We start from the raw sequence: 19,950 nt of genomic DNA, 5'->3' as shown, positions 1-19,950 counted from the left end.
GGAGCGCCTTGCGAAGCGGGAGGGGGCTTGAGTTTAAGCGACGGGGCGCAGCCAGAGGATGCAGCGTTCGGCCTGCAGGCCCGGCACAGTGAGTTGTTCCACGTGAAACACGCTTACGTCCGCCGGTAGCGCGGCAATCTCGTCGTGCGGGTGCTTTCCCTTCATGGCCAGCCACACGCCGTGCGGTCCCAGTGCCTGGCGCGACCAGGCGGTGAAGTCCGCCAGCGCGGCAAAGGCGCGGCAACTGACCACATCAAACGGACCCGCCAGCGTTTCCACGCGCGCATGGATGCCATGCAGGTTGGACAGACCGAGGGTGCCCGCCGCCTGCTGGATGAATGCTGCTTTCTTGGCCACGGTGTCCACGCAACTCACATCCACTTCCGGGCAACAAATGGCGAACACCACGCCAGGGAGTCCCCCGCCTGATCCCACATCCAGCAGCCGCGTGCCCGGGTGGATTGCACCGCCCTGCCCCCTCTGCGCGACATGGCGGCGCAGCGGCGGGACGGCAGCCAGGCTGTCCAGCAGGTGGTGCGTGAGCATTTCCTGCGGATCGCGCACCGCCGTGAGGTTGTAGACCTTGTTCCACTTTTGCAGCAGCGCCAGGAAGTCCAATAGCTGTGTGATTTGAGCTTCCGACAGATCCAACCCCAAGGCGTTGGCGCCCTCACGCAGGGTGAACTCAAGGCTTGTGTTCGACACCACGCTCATGCGACCGTCTCCACCCCATCCGCCGGCTGCGGGGCAAACCCCTTGAAACCGCCCTTCTTCAAGTGGACCGTCAGCAGCGAGATCGCCGCCGGTGTCACCCCGGAAATACGCGACGCCTGGCCCAACGTCTCCGGCCGGTGCTTCTGCAGTTTTTGCCGCACCTCGATCGACAAGGCCGCTACCTGCATGTAGTCCAGATCTTCAGGCAGACGCAGTTTTTCGAAGTGCGCGGCGCGCTGCACCTCGTCCCGTTGGCGGTCGATATAGCCCGCGTACTTGGCGGCAATCTCGACCTGCTCGATCACGGGCGCACTTAGCTCGCCCAGCGTTTCACGTGAAACAGCCTCGCTCGCATACTTGCCGCCATCCATGGTCGTCAGTGCGTCGTACCCCACGTCCGGACGGCGCAACAGGTCGAAGAGGTTGTATTCATGTTCGATGGCTTTACCCAGCACGCGCTCGGCCTCCACCGTGGGCAGGTTGCGCGGGTTCACCCATGTCGATTTCAAACGCTCTGTTTCACGTGAAACCGCATCGCGCTTGCGGCTGAAAGCGTCCCAGCGCGCATCATCCACCAAACCCATGCGACGCCCCGCATCGGTCAGGCGCATGTCGGCGTTGTCCTCGCGCAGCTGCAGGCGGAACTCGGCGCGGCTGGTGAACATGCGGTATGGCTCGGTCACGCCCTTGGTGATCAGATCGTCCACCAACACGCCCAGATAGGCCTCGTCGCGCGCGGGCACCCAGGCACGCTCCCCTCGGCATTGCAGCGCGGCGTTGATACCGGCGAACAGGCCCTGCGCCGCCGCCTCCTCGTACCCTGTGGTGCCATTGATTTGGCCCGCGAAGAACAGGCCCTGGATCTGCCGCGTCTCGAAACTGCTCTTGAGCGAACGCGGGTCGAAGTAGTCGTACTCGATGGCGTAGCCCGGCCGCAGAATGTGCGCGTTCTCCAGGCCGCGCATCGAGCGCACCAGGTCGTACTGGATATCGAACGGCAGGCTGGTGCTGATGCCGTTGGGGTAGAACTCGTGCGTGGTCAGCCCTTCCGGCTCCAGAAAGATCTGATGGCTTTCCTTGTCGGCAAAGCGGTTGATCTTGTCCTCCACGCTGGGGCAGTAGCGCGGGCCCACGCCCTCGATCTTGCCGGTGAACATGGGACTGCGGTCAAAGCCGCTGCGGATGATCTCGTGCGTGCGCGCGTTGGTGTGCGTGATCCAGCACGGAACTTGGCGCGGGTGCATGGCCGTGCTGCCCATGAAGCTGAACACAGGCACAGCACCCTCGTTCACGCCGCCGGGCATGCCATCGCCGGGCTGTTCCTCACACTGGCTGAAATCGATGCTGCGCCCGTCGATGCGCGGCGGCGTGCCGGTCTTCAAGCGTCCCTGGGGTAACTGCAGCTCCTTCAGACGTGCCGACAGGCTTACGGCCGGCGGGTCGCCCGCGCGGCCGGCCGCGTAGTTGTTCAGACCCACATGGATCTTGCCGTCCAAGAAGGTACCCGCCGTCAGCACCACCGCGCGACTGCGAAAGCGGATACCCACCTGCGTGACGGCGCCCACCACGCGGTCGCCCTCCACCATCAGGTCGTCCACCGCCTGCTGGAACAACCACAGGTTGGGTTGGTTCTCCAGCATGCGGCGGATGGCCGCCTTGTAGAGGATGCGGTCGGCCTGCGCGCGCGTGGCGCGCACGGCCGGACCCTTGCTGCTGTTGAGGATGCGGAACTGGATGCCCGCCTCATCGGTCGCCAGCGCCATGGCGCCACCCAGCGCGTCCACTTCCTTCACCAGGTGGCCCTTGCCAATGCCGCCGATGCTGGGGTTGCAGCTCATCTGCCCCAGCGTCTCGATGTTGTGCGTGAGCAGCAGCGTGCGGCTGCCCATGCGTGCGGCGGCCAGCGCGGCCTCGGTGCCGGCATGGCCTCCGCCAACGACGATGACATCGAAATCCTGGGGGTACAACATGGTGGGGTGCTCCGGGCCCGCTGCGGCCCTGTCAAACGGTGAACAAGCCCGGCTTTCACGGCGCCGGTACCGCCCCCACCCTCGCGCCTGCGCTGCCGGCCCGGCGGGGAATCCGTAATTTTCCCATCTTTGCCACCCGGATGCGCGGCGGGGCTTGTTTCACGTGAAACCGCGCAGGAAAAGTGTGCCCGGCCTGTGCTCCAATCCCGCGCATGAAGTTCCTCGTGTTCGCGGGCAGCACCCGCACCCAATCATTCAACCGCCGCCTGGCCGCCGTGGCCGCACACATGGCGCGCGACGCCGGCGCCGACGTCACGCTGCTGGAGCTGGCCGACTTCGACATCCCCCTCTACAACGCCGACCTGGAGACCGCCGGCACCCCGGCCGACGTGATCCGGCTGAAGGAAGTGCTGGACGCCCACCCCGCCTGGGTGATCTGCTCGCCCGAGTACAACGGCAGCTACACCGGCCTGCTCAAGAACACCATCGACTGGGCCTCCAGCCCCGTGGCCGGACACGCGGAATGGAGTGATGGCACACGCCCGTTCGCGGGCAAGGTGGTGGGCATGCTCAGCGCGTCCAACGGCGCACTGGGCGGCCTGCGGTCGCAAAGCCACCTGGCGCCGCTGCTGCTCAACCTGGAATGCTGGCTGGCGCCGCGCCACTTCGCGCTGCCGCGCGCGGCCAGTGCCTTCGACGCCCAGGGCCAGCTGGTCGACGCAAGCCAAGCCGCCCACGTGCGCGGCGTGGTAGAGCAGGTCCTGTGGGCTGCCGGGCGGCTGCACGGGACCGCGTGACAGAAGCAAAAACCGGCACCAGCGCATATCCAGCAATCGCTTACAGCTATGAATTAAATAGCACCATGGATTGCCGCCCCGGCTGCGGCGCCTGCTGCACGGCGCCGTCGATCTCCTCGCCCATTCCCGGCATGCCGCACGGCAAGCCGGCCGGCATGCGCTGCGTGCAACTGGACGACGACACACGCTGCCGCATCTTCGGCCGGCCCGAGCGCCCCGCGGTGTGCGCCTCGCTGCGGCCCAGCCCCGCCATGTGCGGCGACAGCCGCGCGCACGCGATGCGCTGGCTGGCGTTGATGGAACAGGCCACGCAGCCGTCCACGCCCCGCTGAGGCCGCCTTGCCCCCAGGCGCAGCGCCGCGGGGAAACGCCCCCACAAAGGCCTTGGCATGGCAGACCCGCGCAGGTCGGCATAGCATGCGCTGCGGAGATTTTCTTCATCACTCTCTTGAAAGGACAAGACCGCATGAAGCTCTACTACTCCCCTGGCGCCTGCTCGCTCTCCCCGCACATCGTGCTGCACGAAACCGGCTTGGCCCACACCTCGGTGCTGGCCAGCACCAAGAGCCACAAGCTGCAGGACGGCACCGACTACTACACCATCAACCCCCTGGGCTACGTGCCGGTACTGGAGCTGGACGACGGCACACGCCTGCGCGAAGGCCCCGCCATCGTGCAGTACCTGGCCGACCAGGCGCCGCACAAGAACCTCGCCCCCGCCAACGGCACGCTGGCGCGCTACCGCCTGCAGGAGTGGCTGACCTTCATCGGCACCGAGATCCACAAGGGCTTCACCCCCCTGTTCAAGCCCACTACCCCCGCAGACTACAAGCCCCTGGTGCATGAGCAACTGCTCAGCCGCCTCAAGTGGGTGGACGGCGAACTGGCCCACAAGCCCTACCTCATGGGCGAGCACTTCAGCGTGGCCGACGCCTACTTGTTCACGGTGACCAACTGGGCCCCCGCCGTGAACCTGGACATTTCCGCACTGAAGAACCTGGCGGCCTACCGCGAACGCATCGCCGCCCGCCCCGCCGTGCAGGCCGCCATGAAGGCCGAGGGCCTGCTCAAGTAAGGCCCACATCGCCGCGCTCGGCATCTGCGGGGCGCGGCTTGTGCGTGCCGGCGCCTCACCGCAAAAATCCCCCCGCGCGCCGCACGCCCGGCGCCATCCAGGGCCGCCGGCCGGCCCCACCGCCGTACCCCCTCCCTGTTTGACGTAGCACAGAACCCGTGGTTCTGCAGCGCCTGGGTGTACTGCACGCCCTGAGCGATACCGGTAACCTTTGATGCGTGCCGCACCTCCCGCGGTCCGCTTTGCAAGAAGGTACTGAAGTCGCATGACCACTCTGTTCGATCCCATCCAGGCCGGTGACCTGCACCTGGCCAACCGTATCGCCATGGCGCCGCTGACGCGCAACCGCTCGCCCCGGGCGGTGCCGCGCGACATCACCGCCACCTACTACGCCCAGCGCGCCAGCGCCGGCCTGCTGATCACCGAGGGCACGGCCATCACCCACCAGGGCCAGGGCTATTCCGACGTGCCGGGCCTGTACGGCACCGAGCAGTTGGACGGCTGGAAGCGCGTTACCCAGGCCGTGCATGCACGCGGCGGCAAGATCGTCACCCAGCTGTGGCACGTGGGGCGCGTGTCGCACACTGCCCTGCAGCCGGAGGGCGGCGCGCCCGTGGCGCCGTCGGCCGTGCGCGCGCAATCGCAGACCTACCTGGTGGACGCGGCCAGCGGCCAGGGCCAGTTCGTGCCCACGTCCGAGCCCCGCGCGCTGGCGGCCGAGGAACTGCCGGACATCGTGCATGCCTTCGCCGCCGCCGCGCGCAACGCGGTGCAGACGGCGGGCTTTGACGGCGTGGAGATCCACGGCGCCAACGGCTACCTGCTGGACCAGTTCCTCAAGGACGGCGCCAACCAGCGCAAGGACGACTACGGCGGCGGCATCGCCAACCGCGTGCGCCTGATGGTGGAGGTGACGCGCGCCGTGGTGGACGCCATCGGCGGCGGCCGCGTGGGCATTCGTCTCTCGCCCGTCACGCCCGCCAACGACATCCGCGACAGCGACCCGCAGCCGCTGTTTGAACACCTGGCACGCGAGCTGGCGCCGCTGGGCCTGGCCTTCATCCACGTGATCGAGGGCGCCACCGGCGGCCCGCGCGAGGTGGAAGGCCGCCCCTTCGACTACGCCGCGTTCAAGAACGCCTACCGCAGCGCGGGCGGGCGCGGCGCCTGGATGGTGAACAACGGCTACGACCGCGACATGGCCCAGGAGGCGCTGGCCAGCGGCCGCGCCGACATCGTGGCCTTTGGCCGCGCGTTCATCTCCAACCCCGACCTGGTGGAGCGCCTGCGGCGGGGCGCCCCGCTCAACGCCTGGGACAAAACCACGTTCTACGGCGGCGGCGAGCACGGCTACATCGACTACCCCGCGCTGGAGCAGGTCCCGGCCTGACGCAGGCGGCCCGCCAAGCATCACGCCCGGCGCCGGGCGTGATGCTTCATGAATGGATATAAAAAACGGCTCCAGCGCTTATGGGGAAAGCGCTGGCAGCTATCAAAACAAAAGCGGGTACGCCCATGGACCCGCGGGCAGCAGGGAGAGATGCATGGAGACACTGGCCGTCCTCGTCCTGGGCGCCGTCGTGGCGGGCTTTGTGCAAGGCCTGTCGGGCTTTGCGTTCAGCATGGTGGCCATGTCGTTCTGGGTCTGGGTGCTGGAGCCGCACCTGGCGGCGGCGCTGGCGGTGTTCGGCTCGCTCACCGGCCAGGTGCTGGCTGCGGTGACCATGCGCCGCGGCTTCAATGCCGCCCTGCTGTGGCCGTTCATTCTGGGCGGCCTGGTGGGCGTGCCCGTAGGCGCAAGCCTGCTGCCGCACCTGAACGCCCACTGGTTCAAAGCCCTGCTGGGCACGCTGCTGGTGTGCTGGTGCCCCGCCATGCTGATGGCGCGCAGCCTGCCGCGGGTGCGTTGGGGCGGGCGCACGGCCGACGCGGTGGTGGGCCTGTGCGGCGGCGTGATGGGCGGCATTGGCGGCTTCACGGGCGTGCTGCCCACGCTGTGGTGCACGCTGCGCGGCCTGCCCAAGGACACCCAGCGCGCCGTGGTGCAGAACTTCAACCTGGCGATGCTGGCCGTGGCCATGGCCACCTATCTGGCCAAGGGTCTGGTCACGCGCGACATGCTGCCGGCCTTCGGCATCGTGGCCACGGCCGTGCTGGTGCCGGTGCTCCTGGGTACGCGGCTGTATATCGGCATCAGCGAGGTCCGCTTTCGCCAGATCGTGCTGGGCCTGCTCACGGTGTCGGGCGGTGCGCTGCTGGTGGCATCCATGCCGCGCCTGCTGGCATCGGCATAAAAATCGGCTCCAACTCCCGTCCATTAAGCGCTAGCAGCTATTTATTAAATAGCAATCTGCTAACTTCCTTGCGCGCCATCACAGGCCGCAAAACCAAGGGGCAAAAAAACGCACCCGAAGGTGCGCAAGGAGGGTTTGTTGAAAACTGGCGGCGGCGCCCGGCCGCCGCGTGCGTCATGCAGCGCTCAAGCGGCGCTCAGGCGCGGCGTGTCGCCGCCCCGCAGCGCGGGGGCCGGGGCGGCGCCGGTGCGCGTGAAGGCCGCGGGCGCGTGGCCGTCGTCGGCCAACTGGAACTGGCTCACCACCTGCGACAGGCGGGCGGCCTGCTCGCGCAGCGACTCGGCCGCCGCGGCGGACTCTTCCACCAGCGCGGCGTTCTGCTGCGTCATGCGGTCGATCTCGCCCACGGAGGCGTTGACCTCGCCGATGCCGCCCGCCTGCTCGGAGGCGGCGGAGTTGATCTCGCCAATGATGTCGGTCACGCGCTGCACGCTGGACACGATCTCCTGCATGGCCTTGCCGGCATCTTCCACGTGGCGCACGCCGCCGTCCACGGCCGTCACGCTGGAGCTGATCAGGCCCTTGATCTCGCTGGCTGCGGCCGCGCTGCGCTGCGCCAGGCTGCGCACCTCGCCCGCCACCACGGCAAAGCCGCGGCCCTGCTCGCCCGCGCGCGCCGCTTCCACGGCCGCGTTCAGCGCGAGGATGTTGGTCTGGAAGGCGATGGAGTCGATCAGGCCGATGATGTCGCCGATCTTGCGGCTGGAGGAGGAGATCTCGTGCATGCTGTTCACCGCCTGCTGCACCACCTGACCGCCGCGCGTGGCGATGCCCGAGGCCGAGGTGACGAGCTGGTTGGCCACCTGCGAGGACGACGCCGTCTGCTGCACCGTGGCGGTGAGCTGCGAGAGCGCGGCCACGGCTTCCTGTGCGTTGCTGGCGGTCTGCTCGGTGCGGCCGGACAGGTCCTGGTTGCCGGTGGCGATCTCCTGGCTGGCCGTGGCGATGTTGCTGCTCGCGTCGCGCACCTGCGCCACCATCGCGCCCAGGCCGTTTTGCATGTCCAGCAGCGCGCGCTGCAGGTCGGCCGCCTCGTCACGGCCTTCCACGTGGATGCGCTGAGACAGGTCGCCCCCGGCGATCGCCTGTGCCATCGCGCGGGCCACTTCCAGCGGGCGGCAGATGGACACCATGTTCAGCAGCGTGAGCGGCACCACCACCACCACAGTGATCAGCACCGCCAGGGCGAACAGCCACTTGGTCTGGTCGGTGACGCGGTCCTGGTGCGCAATGGCGCTGTCCACCTCGGCGGCCAGGCGCTTGTCCAGCGCGGCCACCTTCTCGGTGGCGATGTTGAACTGCTCCACCGCCTTGCCGCTCATGCGGTTGGCGATCGTGGCGGTGTCGTAGCCGCCGGCCTCCAGCTGGCGCGCCACGTGTGCGAACTGCTCGCGGTAGGCCACCAGGTGCTTAGCGACGTCCTTCGCCTCGGCCAGGTCCTCGCCCTGCCAGATCTGGCCCAGCGTGGCCGTGACCTTGCTCGCACGGTCCAGCGACGCCAGCCACCGGTCGTGCGCGGCGCGCACCGACTCGGGGCGCTCGTAGTGGATGATCATGTCCTTCTCATGCTGGCGGATCTCACCCATCTCGCTGCGCAGCTGGCCCATCAGCTTCACCGCGGCATGGGGCTGGCTGACGAAGTCCTGGGCCAGCCCGTGGATGCGGAACATGCCCAGCATGCCGGCACCGCCCAGCAGGCCCAACAGGCCCAGTACCACGCCAATGGCGCCGATCATTCGCAGGCGAATCGTGAAGAGCCGCATGAGCGCGTAAATATTCATCACCGTTTCCTTGTCGTGTGCAGCCCCCGGCGGGCCACCCTCCCATGATGTGCGTCACGCAATCCGTCACCCTGTCAGGCGATGGCTTGCGCGTGACTTACGAACGAAGCCGCGCGCCAATATGCAACAAAACGTTGCAGTTTGCCAGAGAAATAAGAATCCTTTTGTCTCGTTTATCCCGCAATCACCCCCGCCAACGCTTGAGCAACAACGCATTCGTCATCACGCTGACCGAACTCAGCGCCATCGCGGCCCCCGCGACCACGGGACTCAGGTAGCCAAGCGCCGCCAGCGGAATACCGGCCACGTTGTATGCAAAGGCCCAAAACAGGTTCTGGCGGATCTTGGCCACCGTGCGCCGCGAGATGTCCAGCGCCGCCGCCACCAGCTGCGGGTCGCCGCGCATCAGCGTGATGCCCGCCGCGTGCATGGCCACGTCGGTGCCATTGCCCATGGCCATGCCCACATCGGCCGCGGCCAGCGCGGGCGCGTCGTTCACGCCGTCGCCCACCATGGCCACGACATGGCCCTGCGCCTTCAACGCATTCACCGCCGCCGCCTTGTCGCCGGGCAGCACCTCGGCCATCACTTCGCCGGCCTCCGGCTGCAGGCCCAGGCGGCGGGCCATGGCCTCGGCCGCACCGCGGTTGTCGCCAGAGATCATCACGCAGCGCACGCCCTGGTCGCGCAGTTGCGCCAGTGCCTCGCGTGCGCCGGGCTTGGGCTCATCGCCAAAGGCCAGCAGCGCGCGCAAGACATAGTGCGCCCCCGCGCTCGGCACTATCGTGTCCTCGCTGCCCCCCAAGGGAGTGCTCGCGGCTTCGGGCGACCGTGCGCCGCTCGGATCCTGCGCGACCCGCTCGGCCACCGCGGACACGGTGGCGCCTTCGGCCTGCAGCGTGGCCGCACGATCGGCCAGCGGGCCCAGGTCCACACCCAGCTCCTGCATCCAGCGCAGGCTGCCAACCAGATAGCTGCGCGCTGCCACCTCGCCCTCGGTGCCGCGGCCGGGCACGGCGCGCACTCCGTCGGGCGCAGGAACAGGCAGGCCACGCTCCTGGGCGGCGCTCACCACGGCGCGTGCGAGCGGGTGCTCACTGCCGCTCTGCACCGCGGCCACAGCCGACAGCAGTGCCGCCTCATCCACCCCCGGTTCCACGTGAAACGCCGTCAGGCGCGGCCGACCCACGGTCAGCGTGCCGGTCTTGTCAAAGGCCACGGTCTGCACGCGGTGGGCGGTTTCCAGCGCCTCGGCATCCTTGATGAGGATGCCGTGCCTGGCCGCCACGCCGGTGCCCGCCATGATGGCCGCCGGCGTCGCCAGTCCCAGCGCACAGGGGCAGGCGATGACCAGCACCGCCACGGCATGGATCAGTGCAGCCTCCACGCCCGCACCCGTCCACAGCCAGCCCAGCAGCGTGACGATGGCAATCGCCAGCACCACCGGCACGAAGACCGCCGACACCTTGTCCACCAGCCGCTGGATGGGCGCCTTGGCCGCCTGTGCATCCTCCACCAGGCGGATGATGCGCGCGAGCACCGTCTCCCCCCCCACGGCCGTCACCTGCATCACGATGCGCCCATCGCCATTGATCGAGCCGCCAGTGAGCGCCCCACCCTCGGGACCATCGGCGCTGCGCGCCACGGGCAGCGGCTCGCCGGTCAGCATGGATTCGTCCACCTGCGTGTGCCCTTCCACCACCGTGCCGTCCACGGGGATGCGCTCGCCCGGGCGCACCACGAGCCGGTCGCCAGTCATCACCTCGGCGATCGGCACGTCCACCTCGCCGTCCCGGCCCAGCAGGTGGGCCACCTCGGGGCGCAGCGCGTGCAGCGCGCGGATGGCCGCCGTAGTCTGGCGCTTGGCGCGCGCTTCCAGCCACTTGCCCAGCAGCACCAGCGTGATCACCACGGCCGATGCCTCGAAGTACAGGTGCGGCGTGTGCCCCGCGCCATGGGTGGATTCGGCCGTGGCCCACAGCCACAGCGACAGGCCGTAGCCCGCGCTGGTGCCGATGGCCACCAGCAGGTCCATGTTGCCCGTGAGCGCCTTGGCGGCATGCCAACCCGCCTTGTAAAAGCGCGCGCCCAGAATGAACTGCACCGGTGTGGCCAGGATGAACTGCACCCACGCCGGCAGCATCCAGTGCAAGCCGAACAGATCGCCCAGCATGGGCAGCACCAGCGGCGCCGACAGCAGCAGCCCCACGGCCACCGGCGTGAAGCCTGCCCAGGGCGACTGCGCGCCCTCCTCACCCGCTTCCTGCTCCTCCACGCTGCGCGGCTCGTAGCCGGCATTGCGCACGGCGCGGCGTGCCAGCGCCTCCATGCCCCCGCCGCTGGCGGCGTCGAACACGATGTGCGCGCGCTCGGTCGCCAGGTTCACCGTGGCGTCCTGCACGCCCGGCACCTTGCGCAGCGCACGTTCCACTCGGCCCACGCAGCTCGCGCAGGTCATGCCGGCAATGCCCAGGTCCAGCGTGCCCGCGGGGGCGTCGCCCGATGCAGCAGGGGAAAGGGAAGCAGAAGTCATGAAAGCCACCTTGGAATCGATACAGGGCGCACCTTAAACCTTGACATGCTGGCAAGGTCAAGCGGCAGGCCGCGCGGGTCCCCGCTTGACTTTGACACCATGTCAGGCTTCATGATGCAGCTGTCGGCCACCCGCTGGCCCGCAACCCATCCACCGCCCTTTGATCGAGAGGACCATCATGCAATACACATTTCAAGTCCAGGGAATGACCTGCGGCCACTGCGAACGTGCCGTGGTGCACGCGGTGCGCCAAGTCGACACCGACGCCCTCGTGAAGGTGGACCTGGCCACCGGCCAGGTCATCGTGGAGAGCGACAAGTCGCGCGAAGCGCTGGCCAACGCCATCCAGGAAGAAGGCTACAAGGTCGCCGCATGAGCACCGCGCCGCGGCGCCCCGCCCACCGCGTGCCCAGCGACGGCGCGGGGCCCGTGGCCGCGCTGGACTGGCCCGTGGCCATCGGCACCGCCGCCGAGCGCGCAGGCGTCTCGGCGCGCATGCTGCGCCACTACGAATCGCTGGGCCTGCTGACCGGCGTGGCACGCACCGACAGCGGCTACCGCCAGTACACCGAGGCCGATGTGCACACCCTGCGCTTCATCCGCCGTGCGCGCGACCTGGGCTTCTCGATGGAGGAGATCGCCACCCTGCTCGGCCTGTGGCAGGACAAGCAGCGCGCCAGCAGCCAGGTCAAACGCATTGCCCAGGCGCACATCGACAACCTGAGCGAGCGCATCGCCGCCATGCAGGCCATGCAGCGCAGCCTGCAGGCGCTGGTGCACTGCTGCCACGGCGACGACCGGCCGGACTGCCCGATCCTGGACGATCTGGCCATGGCCGGCACCCCGAATAGCGGCGCCGCCGAAGTCGCTATTTAATTCATAGCTGTCAGCGCGTGTGAACATGGCGCTGGAGGCCTAAAACACCCCAAACCAACCTGCCGGCCGGGCCACAATGGCCGCCTTGACACACCCTGCAGGAGGCATGCCATGGCACACCCTTTCAAGGTGGGCGACCACGTCAGCTGGAACTCCGAGGCCGGCCGCGTCAGCGGGCGCATCACCGCCGTCCACACCCGCGCGCTGCAGTGGAAGGGCTACACACACCACGCCAGCGCCGAAGAGCCGCAGTACGAGATCCAGAGCGACAAGACCGACCATGTCGCCCTGCACAAAGGCAGCGCGCTGCACCGCCTGGCCCGCTGAGCGGCACACGCAATGGCCGCGCCGCCGCTCTACACCATCGGGCACTCCACGCTGGCGGTGCAGGACTTCATCGCGCTGCTGCAGCGCGAAGGCGTGACACGGGTGATCGACGTGCGCGCCATCCCGCGCTCGCTGCGCCAGCCGCAATTCCACGAGGACCGGCTGCCCGGCGCGCTGGCCGCGCAGGGCATCGCCTACACCCACATGCCGGCGCTGGGCGGGCGCCGCCCCCTGCAGCGCGGCGTGCCGCCCACCACCAACGGCTACTGGGACAACCGCAGCTTCCACAACTACGCCGACTACGCGCTGCAGCCCGCCTTTCGCGCCGCGCTGGCCGCGCTGCGCACGGCCGCGGCACGCGAGCCCTGCGCCATCATGTGCGCCGAGGCCGTGTGGTGGCGCTGCCACCGCCGCATCATCACCGACCACGTGCTGGCCGCCGGCGGCGTGGTGCGCCACATCCTGGGCGCGCGCACCGAGAGTGCGACACTCACCCCGGCCGCACAGGTCCACCCGGACGGTACGGTCACCTATCCACCTCCAACCACCGTATCTGCCCCATGACCCACCGCGAAGTCTTCGTCGTCAGCACCGCACGCACCGCCATCGGCACCTTCGGCGGCAGCCTGAAGGACGTGCCCAACACCCAGCTCGCCACCACCGCCGTGAAGGCCGCCATCGCGCGCGCCGGCATCGCGCCCGACGCCGTGGGCCATGTGGTCATGGGCAACGTGATCCCCACCGACACCAAGGACGCGTACCTGAGCCGCGTGGCGGCGATTGACGCCGGCTGCCCCATCGAGACGCCCGCCTTCAACGTCAACCGGCTGTGCGGCTCGGGCCTGCAGGCCATCGTCAGCGCGGCGCAGGCCATTGGCTATGGCGACTGCGACGTGGCCGTGGGCGGTGGCTCGGAATCCATGAGCCGCGGCCCCTACTTCGACCAGGGCGCGCGCTGGGGCCAGCGCATGGGCGACAGCAAGAGCATCGACTACATGCTCGGCATCCTGCACGACCCCTGGCAGAAGATGCACATGGGCATCACCGCCGAGAACGTGGCCGAGCGCTACCAAATTTCGCGCGAGATGCAGGACCAGCTCGCCCTGGCCAGCCAGCAGCGCGCCGCCGCCGCCATCGCCGCCGGCTACTTCAAGGAACAGATCGTTCCGGTCGAAATCGCCACGCGCAAGGGCACCGTGCTGTTCCAGGAAGACGAACATGTGCGCGCCGCCACCACGCTGGACGTGCTGGCCGGCATGAAGCCCGCGTTCAAGAAGGAAGGCGGCACGGTCACGGCCGGCAACGCCTCGGGCATCAACGACGGCGCTGCCGCCGTGGTGCTGGCTGCGGGTGACCGCGTGGCCGCCCTGGGCCTGAAACCCCTGGCGCGCCTCGTCGGCTATGCGCACGCCGGGGTGGACCCGGCTTACATGGGCATCGGCCCCGTGCCCGCTACGCAGAAGGTGCTGCAGCGCACCGGCCTGAAGGTGCAGGACATGGACGTGATCGAGGCCAACGAGGCCTTCGCCGCCCAGGCCTGCGCCGTGGTGCAGGAGCTGGGCCTGGACCCCGCCAAAGTCAACCCCAACGGCTCGGGTATTTCGCTGGGCCACCCCGTGGGTGCCACGGGCGCCATCATCACCACCAAGGCGATTGCCGAGCTGCACCGCACGGGCGGGCGCTACGCGCTGGTGACCATGTGCATCGGCGGCGGCCAGGGCATCGCGGCGATCTTCGAGCGGGTTTGAGTCGTTCTGGCCTTCAGCGCTTGTCCATCAAGCGTTGCTAGCTCCTGATTGAGTAGCAACCAAACGATCCCGCGCATTCCTCACGGCCGATCAGAACGCCGCCTGCAGCTCTTGGGTGGATCCGACCCTAGGGCTGCATACCCGATTCCCGCGCTTTTCTGAACCGACGCGCGCAGGCTGCGCATCCACGGCGGCACGTCGGACATCATGAGGGGAAGGCTTGCGCGGCCACTACCGGGCCGATGAACCAGCGGGTGCCCACCCACCAGCCACCCGGCGGGACCGGGTGGCTTTTTTTATGCCGCGGCTTCCGGCTTGTAGAACACCTCCACGCTGCCCTTGAGGGTGATGAGCAGCGGCCGGCCCTTGCGGTCCAGTGTCTTGCCGGCAGGCACCTTGATCCAGCCCTCGCTCACGCAGTACTCCTCCACGTCGACACGCTCCTTGCCGTTGAAGCGGATGCCGATGTCCGCCGCCTGCTGGAACACGGCCGCCACATGGTGCGGGCTGCGCGGGTCGATGGCCAGGCGGTCGGGCAGGGGGAGCAGGGCGGAGTCGGTCACAGGGAAAGGTCTCGGAAAGCAGTAAAGGGCCTGCATTGTCCCGCAATCCCGGGGCGGCTGTGGCCTGCATCGCGGTACCACGTCTCCAGAGCTCCTGAAAAAGGAGCTTCTAACGCTGTGTCAGCCTTCGCTTGCGCCGTTTTTGTTCGGCAGTCTTCCCCGGAAGGCCGCCTTGTGGATAAGTCTGCGGAGCGTTCTGGCACAACTGGCCAGTTATGCACAGGTGCGGGGCGCATCTGGGGCTTGTCCCCATTTGCGGTACAGCAGGCGCCTGCGGCCGTCCCCATGCTTTGGCGCAGCGCAAGTGCTTGATCTGTCAAACAAAAACCGGCTTGCCCACAGGCCGGGCCGCCCTCTACTACTACAACTATTCTTTATAAGAACTACAAAGAACAACCCGTGGCAAACCGCAGCGCCGCACAAAACCCCTTTCTCGGCCCCGGATTGAGAAGGCTTCGGCGTAAAAAAAGCGCCTTGTCAGGCGCTTTTTTGGGAAAGAGGGAAGGTTGCGGTCAGCGCAGCAGCGCGTAGCCCACACCGATCGCGGCCAGCAGCCCCACGGCATCGGCCACCAGCGCGCAGGCCAGTGCGTGGCGTGTGTGCTTCACGCCCACGCTGCCGAAGTACACGGCCAGCACGTAGAAGGTGGTCTCGGTGGAGCCCTGCACGATGGCGGCCAGGCGCCCCACGAAGGAATCCACGCCATGGGTTTGCATCACGTCGATCATCAAACCCCGTGCGCCGGCGCCCGAGAGCACCTTCATCAACCCCACGGGCAGGGCCGGCAGGAAGTCGGTGTTCCACCCCAGCGCCGCCACCCCCGCGCCGATGGCCGCCAGCAGCGCATCCATGCACCCCGCGGCGCGGAACACGCCGATGGCCGCCAGGATGGCCACCAGGTACGGAATGATCTGCACCGCCACGCCAAAGCCCTCCTTGGCGCCGTCGATGAAGGCGTCGTACACGTTCACGCGGCGCCAGGCCCCGGCCAGCAGGAACAGCGCCACCACCCCCAGGATCACGCCCGCGCCCGTGGCACCCGCAATCTGGGCGGCTTGCTCTGCGGGCAGTTGCGCCAGGCCCGCCACCGCCGCCGCCAGCACGCCGCCCACGGCCAGCAAAGGCAGCAGCAGGCGCGCGCGCCAGATCGGCAGGCGCTGAAAGAGCGCCACCGCCAGCACGCCCGCCAGCAGCGAGGCGAAGGTGACCAGCAGCGTGGGCAGGAAGATGTCGGCCGCGTTGAATCCCGCGCCCAGGCCCTGCTTCAGCGCCACGCTCTGGCGGATGGCGATGACGGACGTGGGGATCAGCGTCAGCCCCGCCGTGTTCATCACCACGAACATGATCTGCGCGTTGCTGGCCGTGCCCGCCGGTTCGCGGTTGAGCGTCTGCAACTCCTGCATGGCCTTGAGGCCCAGCGGCGTGGCCGCGTTGTCCAACCCCAGCAGGTTGGCGCTGATGTTCATGGTCATCGCGCCCTGGGCGGGGTGGCCGGCGGGCACCCCGGGAAACAGCCGCGTGAGCAGAGGGCCCGCCAGGCGCGCCAGCAGCTCGACCATGCCGGCGCGCTCGCCCACGCGCATCAGGCCCAGCCACAGCGCCATGATGCCGGCCAGGCCCAGCGAGATCTCGAAGCCCGCACGTGCGCCGTCGAACAGCGCCGTCAGCAGGGCCTGGAAGATGCCCGCTTCGCCCAGCAGCCAGCGCACCACGGCGGTGGCGAACGCCACGATGAAAAACCCCGTCCAGACCCAGTTGAGTGCCATGGAACTCGATGGTAGCGGCTGGCCCCGTCCGTGCGCCGTGGCAGACTGCACCCCATGCCGCCCCCCACCCTGCTCGTTGCCGACGACCACCCGCTGTTCCGCGCGGCGCTGATCCAGGTGCTGCATGAGCGCTTTGCGCCGCTGCAGACGCTGGAAGCCGCCAGCGCCGCCACGCTGGGCCAGGCGCTGCAGGACCACCCCGAGGTGGAGCTGGTGCTGCTGGACCTGGCCATGCCCGGCGCGCGGGGCTTCTCGGCCCTGCTGCACGTACGCGGGGAGTACCCGCAGGTGCCGGTGGTGGTGATCTCGTCCAACGACCACCCGCGCGTGATCCGCCGTGCGCAGCAGTTCGGCGCGGCGGGGTTCATCCCCAAGTCGGCCCCGGCCGAGGACATGGGCGCTGCCATCCGGGCCGTGCTGGACGGCGGCAGCTGGTTTCCGCCCATGGCGGCCGAACGCTCCGAGGCCGACGCCGCGCTGGCCGCCAAGCTCGCGCAGCTCACGCCGCAGCAGTTCCGCGTGCTGCTGTGCCTGGCCGATGGCCTGCTCAACAAGCAGATCGCGCACGAGCTGGGCCTGGCCGAGAACACCGTCAAGGTGCATGTGACGGCCATCCTGAAAAAGCTGGAGTGCTACAGCCGCACCCAGGCCGCGGTGCTGGTGAAAAGCCTGGAGACGGAGCCGGAAGCCGCGCCCTGAGCGCAGTACCCTGCCTGCACAAGTTTCAAGCCAAATCGGCCTATAGCGCTTGTATAACAAGCGCAAGAAGCTATTGTTTTCGTAGCATCATCTGGCTGATGAGCGCGCGCAGTGCGGACGGCCGCACGGGCTTGAGCAGGTAGCCCCAGCCGCGCTCGGCCGCCTGGCGGCGCAGGGTGCTGCTGCGCTCGGCCGTCACCAGCACCACCGAGGGTGCCTGGCCCCACACGGTGCACAGCCGGTCGTACAGGTCGGGGCCGTGGAAGGGCCCCATGCGCACGTCCAGCAGCACCAGCTGTGGCGCGTTGCCGGGCGCGGCCAAGTCCAGGGCCGCCTGCGGGCCGCCCGCCAAAGGCACCTCGCAGCCCCAGCGGCGCAGCAATGCGCCGGTGGCCTCGCAACTGGGCGCATCGTCGTCGATGTACCAGGCCGTGGTGCCCTGCAGGGGCTGGTCGCCCTCGGGCGGGGCGGCTGCGCCCGCGGCGGCGGGGCGGGGTGCGGCAGCGGCATCGGCCAGCGGCACGCACACCCAGAACACGCTGCCGCGCCCCAGTTCCGAGCGCAGGCCGATCTCGTGCCCCAGCAGCTTGCCCAGGCGCTCGACGATGGCCAGCCCCAGGCCCGCACCACGGTCGCCATCCTGGCTGTGGCCCTCGCCCAGGCGGCGGAACTCTTCGAAGATCTCGCGCTGCAGGCTCTCGGGAATGCCGGGGCCCTGGTCGTGCACCTCGATACGCAGGTACCGGCCGCGGCGCCGGCAGCCGATCAGCACGCGCCCGCGGGGCGTGTAGCGGATGGCGTTGGACACCAGGTTCTGCAGGATGCGCCGCAGCAGCGCCTCGTCGCTGCGCACCGCGTAGCGCGTGCCCACGGTGCGCAGGCGCAGGCCCCGGCTGGCGGCGATGATGCCGAAGTTGTGCTGCATCACCTGTAGCAGCGGGCCGAGCGCGAAGTCGCGCACATGCACCTCCAGCTGGCCCGATTCCATGCGCGAGATGTCCAGCAGGCTGTTGAGGATGCCGTCCTGCGCGGCCAGCGCGCCGTCGATGCTGTCGGCCACCTGGCGTCCGGCGGCGTCGTGCAGGTGGCCGCGCAGCAGCGAGGCGAACATGCGCGCCGCATTCAGCGGTTGCAGCAGGTCGTGCACCGCGGCGGCCACAAAGCGGGTCTTGTAGCGGTTGGCGGCCTCGGCCTCGCGCCGGGCGGCGTCCAGATCGCGCGTGCGTTCGGCAATGCGCAGCTCCAGCGCATCGGCCAGCGAACGCAGCTCGCGTGCGGCGTTCTTGTAGCTGGTGATGTCGGCATAGCTGGTCACGAAGCCGCCGTCGGGCAGCGGGTTGCCGCGGATCTCCAGCACCGTGCCGTCGCTCTTGGCGCTCTCATGCAGGTGGGGCTTGCCGCTGCGCAGGTGCTGCAGGCGCCGCTGGATGGCGTCCTCGGTGGGCGTGGCGCCCAGCAGGCCGCGGCGCGCGTTGTGGCGGATCAGCGCCTCCACCGGCGTGCCCACGCGCATCAGCTCGGGCGGAAAGCGAAACAGTTCCACGTAGCGCGAGTTCCACGCCACCAGGTTCAGGTCGCGGTCGATGACCACCACGCCCTGGGGCAGGTGCTGCAGGCTGCGCGACAGGCCGGTGTCGGCCTCGCGCGCGGCCTGCACGATGCCGTCCTGCGCGGTGCGCAGCTCCTGGGCATGCTGGCGCAGCACGGTCTCCAGCTCCTGGCGGCTGCGCTGGCGCAGCAGGGCCAGGCGCTGCCGCTGGCGCACGAACAGCACCAGCAGTGCCAGCGCCAGCCACAGGCCCGCGGCCGCGCCGGCCGCCCAGCGGCGGGCCTCGATGGCGCTGTCCGCGTGGTGCAGCAGGTGCAGTTGCCAGCCGGTGCCTGCCAGCTCCTGCGTGTGCCACAGCAGCGGGCCGGGCAAGGGGGGCTCCTGCGCGCGTGCCAGCACCGTGCCTTCGTCCACCCGCCGCTCCACCTGCAGGCCCAGCGGCGCGAGCGGTTGGCCGGTGTACTGGCGCGTGGCCTCCAGCTCCTGGCGCGCCTGGGGCGTGAGGGGTGCCAGCAGCCGGTAGCGCCAGGCGTCGCGGCTGGCGAGGAAGACCACGCCGTGCGCGTCCGAGGCCAGCACCACGTCGGGGCTCTGGCGCCATTCGCGCTCCAGCTCGGTCAGCAGGATCTTGATGGCCACCAGGCCCAGCGTCTGCCCGTCATCACCGCGGATCGCCGTGGACAGGAAGTAGCCCGCCTCCCCCGTAGTCAGGCCGATGCCGTAGAACCGCCCGTGGCCCTGCGCCAGCGCCTGCTGCACGTAGGGGCGGAAGTGGTAGTCCTCTCCCACGTTGTTGGGGGTGTCGCGCCAGTTGCTGGCGGCGATGGCGCGGCCTTGCAGGTTGATGAGCGTGAGTGTGGACGAATGGCTGGCGCCGTTGGCCTGCTCCAGCTTGCGGTTGAGCGCGTCCACCTCGGCGGGCGTGAGCGGGTGGGTCAGCGCGTCCCTCAGTTGCGCGTCCAGCGCCAGCACCTCGGGCAGGGTACGAAAGCGGTCGATGCGCTGCTCCAGCGCCTGGCCGTACAGCGTGAGCTGGCGCCGCACCCCCTGGCTTTCGTCGTGCAGCGCACGGCGCTGCGCGTACTGGCTGGCCAGCAGCATGCACACGGCCATGCCCGCCAGCACGAACAGTGCGACAAGCGCGGTGAGCAGCGGGCGGCGGCGACGTAGCGGCATGGGCGGAGTGTCTCTGGGTTTG

18 protein-coding genes are annotated in these 19,950 nt (G+C 69.0%); 11 read left to right on the top strand and 7 right to left on the bottom strand.

The window, feature by feature from the left end:
- Positions 1–33: 33 nt before the first annotated feature.
- Both rsmG and mnmG read right to left on the bottom strand, forming a co-directional pair.
- A complete protein-coding gene (gene rsmG / locus AC1PPL_RS10130) occupies positions 34–714 on the bottom strand; it encodes a 16S rRNA (guanine(527)-N(7))-methyltransferase RsmG (RefSeq protein WP_312131054.1) in 681 nt (226 codons plus the stop codon).
- Complete coding sequence (mnmG, locus tag AC1PPL_RS10125; protein WP_312131053.1) at positions 711–2,684, bottom strand: tRNA uridine-5-carboxymethylaminomethyl(34) synthesis enzyme MnmG; 1,974 nt, start codon at positions 2,682–2,684, stop codon at positions 711–713. Before mnmG ends, rsmG begins: the two co-directional genes overlap by 4 nt.
- Before the next feature lie 212 nt (positions 2,685–2,896).
- On the opposite strand from mnmG, the gene AC1PPL_RS10120 reads away from it, so the two are divergent.
- The 5 genes from AC1PPL_RS10120 (at position 2,897) to AC1PPL_RS10100 (ending at position 6,850) form a co-directional block, all read left to right on the top strand.
- On the top strand, positions 2,897–3,481 hold the full coding sequence (locus AC1PPL_RS10120) for an NADPH-dependent FMN reductase (protein WP_479973195.1): 585 nt from the start codon (positions 2,897–2,899) through the stop codon (positions 3,479–3,481).
- Positions 3,482–3,546: 65 nt separating this feature from the next.
- Entirely contained in the window at positions 3,547–3,813 is a 267-nt protein-coding gene (locus tag AC1PPL_RS10115; protein ID WP_479973194.1) for a YkgJ family cysteine cluster protein, read from the top strand.
- Between the two features lie 134 nt (positions 3,814–3,947).
- Positions 3,948–4,556: a glutathione transferase GstA gene (gene gstA / locus AC1PPL_RS10110; RefSeq protein ID WP_012655159.1), complete on the top strand. Its 609-nt coding sequence runs from the start codon at positions 3,948–3,950 to the stop codon at positions 4,554–4,556.
- Positions 4,557–4,821: 265 nt separating this feature from the next.
- Positions 4,822–5,946: an alkene reductase gene (locus tag AC1PPL_RS10105; protein WP_088887985.1), complete on the top strand. Its 1,125-nt coding sequence runs from the start codon at positions 4,822–4,824 to the stop codon at positions 5,944–5,946.
- A 154-nt stretch (positions 5,947–6,100) separates the two neighbouring features.
- On the top strand, positions 6,101–6,850 hold the full coding sequence (locus AC1PPL_RS10100; RefSeq protein WP_088887986.1) for a sulfite exporter TauE/SafE family protein: 750 nt from the start codon (positions 6,101–6,103) through the stop codon (positions 6,848–6,850).
- 185 nt (positions 6,851–7,035) lie between these two features.
- Here AC1PPL_RS10100 and AC1PPL_RS10095 read toward each other — a convergent pair whose 3' ends face one another.
- Positions 7,036–8,691 (bottom strand): methyl-accepting chemotaxis protein, encoded by a 1,656-nt coding sequence (locus AC1PPL_RS10095; RefSeq protein ID WP_479973193.1) that lies wholly within the window; start codon positions 8,689–8,691, stop codon positions 7,036–7,038.
- Positions 8,692–8,875: 184 nt separating this feature from the next.
- Positions 8,876–11,224 carry a heavy metal translocating P-type ATPase gene (locus AC1PPL_RS10090; RefSeq protein ID WP_479973192.1) on the bottom strand — a complete coding sequence of 783 codons (2,349 nt, stop codon included), beginning with the start codon at positions 11,222–11,224 and terminating at the stop codon, positions 8,876–8,878.
- A 178-nt stretch (positions 11,225–11,402) separates the two neighbouring features.
- Here AC1PPL_RS10090 and AC1PPL_RS10085 point away from each other — a divergent pair, with 178 nt between their 5' ends.
- From AC1PPL_RS10085 to AC1PPL_RS10065, 5 genes are all read left to right on the top strand, one after another.
- Positions 11,403–11,600 carry a heavy-metal-associated domain-containing protein gene (locus AC1PPL_RS10085; RefSeq protein ID WP_012655153.1) on the top strand — a complete coding sequence of 66 codons (198 nt, stop codon included), beginning with the start codon at positions 11,403–11,405 and terminating at the stop codon, positions 11,598–11,600.
- Positions 11,597–12,100 (top strand): Cu(I)-responsive transcriptional regulator, encoded by a 504-nt coding sequence (cueR, locus tag AC1PPL_RS10080; RefSeq protein ID WP_479973191.1) that lies wholly within the window; start codon positions 11,597–11,599, stop codon positions 12,098–12,100. The genes AC1PPL_RS10085 and cueR overlap by 4 nt, the downstream gene beginning before the upstream one ends.
- A 111-nt stretch (positions 12,101–12,211) precedes the next feature.
- Positions 12,212–12,427, top strand: coding sequence for a hypervirulence associated TUDOR domain-containing protein (locus AC1PPL_RS10075; RefSeq protein ID WP_011803488.1), 216 nt, complete (start codon positions 12,212–12,214; stop codon positions 12,425–12,427).
- 12 nt (positions 12,428–12,439) lie between these two features.
- Positions 12,440–12,991: a DUF488 domain-containing protein gene (locus AC1PPL_RS10070; protein ID WP_479973190.1), complete on the top strand. Its 552-nt coding sequence runs from the start codon at positions 12,440–12,442 to the stop codon at positions 12,989–12,991.
- Positions 12,988–14,175, top strand: coding sequence for an acetyl-CoA C-acyltransferase family protein (locus tag AC1PPL_RS10065; RefSeq protein ID WP_479973189.1), 1,188 nt, complete (start codon positions 12,988–12,990; stop codon positions 14,173–14,175). The genes AC1PPL_RS10070 and AC1PPL_RS10065 overlap by 4 nt, the downstream gene beginning before the upstream one ends.
- Before the next feature lie 296 nt (positions 14,176–14,471).
- Here the strand turns inward: AC1PPL_RS10065 and AC1PPL_RS10060 are convergent, their stop codons facing one another.
- The gene (locus AC1PPL_RS10060; RefSeq protein ID WP_012655148.1) at positions 14,472–14,774 is read right to left on the bottom strand and encodes a DUF3297 family protein; all 303 of its coding nucleotides are present in this window, start codon (positions 14,772–14,774) and stop codon (positions 14,472–14,474) included.
- A gap of 476 nt (positions 14,775–15,250) precedes the next feature.
- A complete protein-coding gene (locus AC1PPL_RS10055) occupies positions 15,251–16,504 on the bottom strand; it encodes a nucleoside recognition domain-containing protein (RefSeq protein WP_479973188.1) in 1,254 nt (417 codons plus the stop codon).
- Positions 16,505–16,558: 54 nt separating this feature from the next.
- On the opposite strand from AC1PPL_RS10055, the gene AC1PPL_RS10050 reads away from it, so the two are divergent.
- Positions 16,559–17,203 (top strand): LuxR C-terminal-related transcriptional regulator, encoded by a 645-nt coding sequence (locus AC1PPL_RS10050; RefSeq protein WP_011803483.1) that lies wholly within the window; start codon positions 16,559–16,561, stop codon positions 17,201–17,203.
- A 70-nt stretch (positions 17,204–17,273) separates the two neighbouring features.
- Here the strand turns inward: AC1PPL_RS10050 and AC1PPL_RS10045 are convergent, their stop codons facing one another.
- Entirely contained in the window at positions 17,274–19,928 is a 2,655-nt protein-coding gene (locus AC1PPL_RS10045) for a hybrid sensor histidine kinase/response regulator (RefSeq protein ID WP_479973187.1), read from the bottom strand.
- Between the last annotated feature and the right edge of the window lie 22 nt (positions 19,929–19,950).

Source organism: Diaphorobacter sp. B2A2W2 (genome assembly GCF_056730635.1).
The sequence above is the reverse complement of the archived record's forward strand: the minus strand, read 5'-3'. Positions and strand labels throughout refer to the sequence as shown.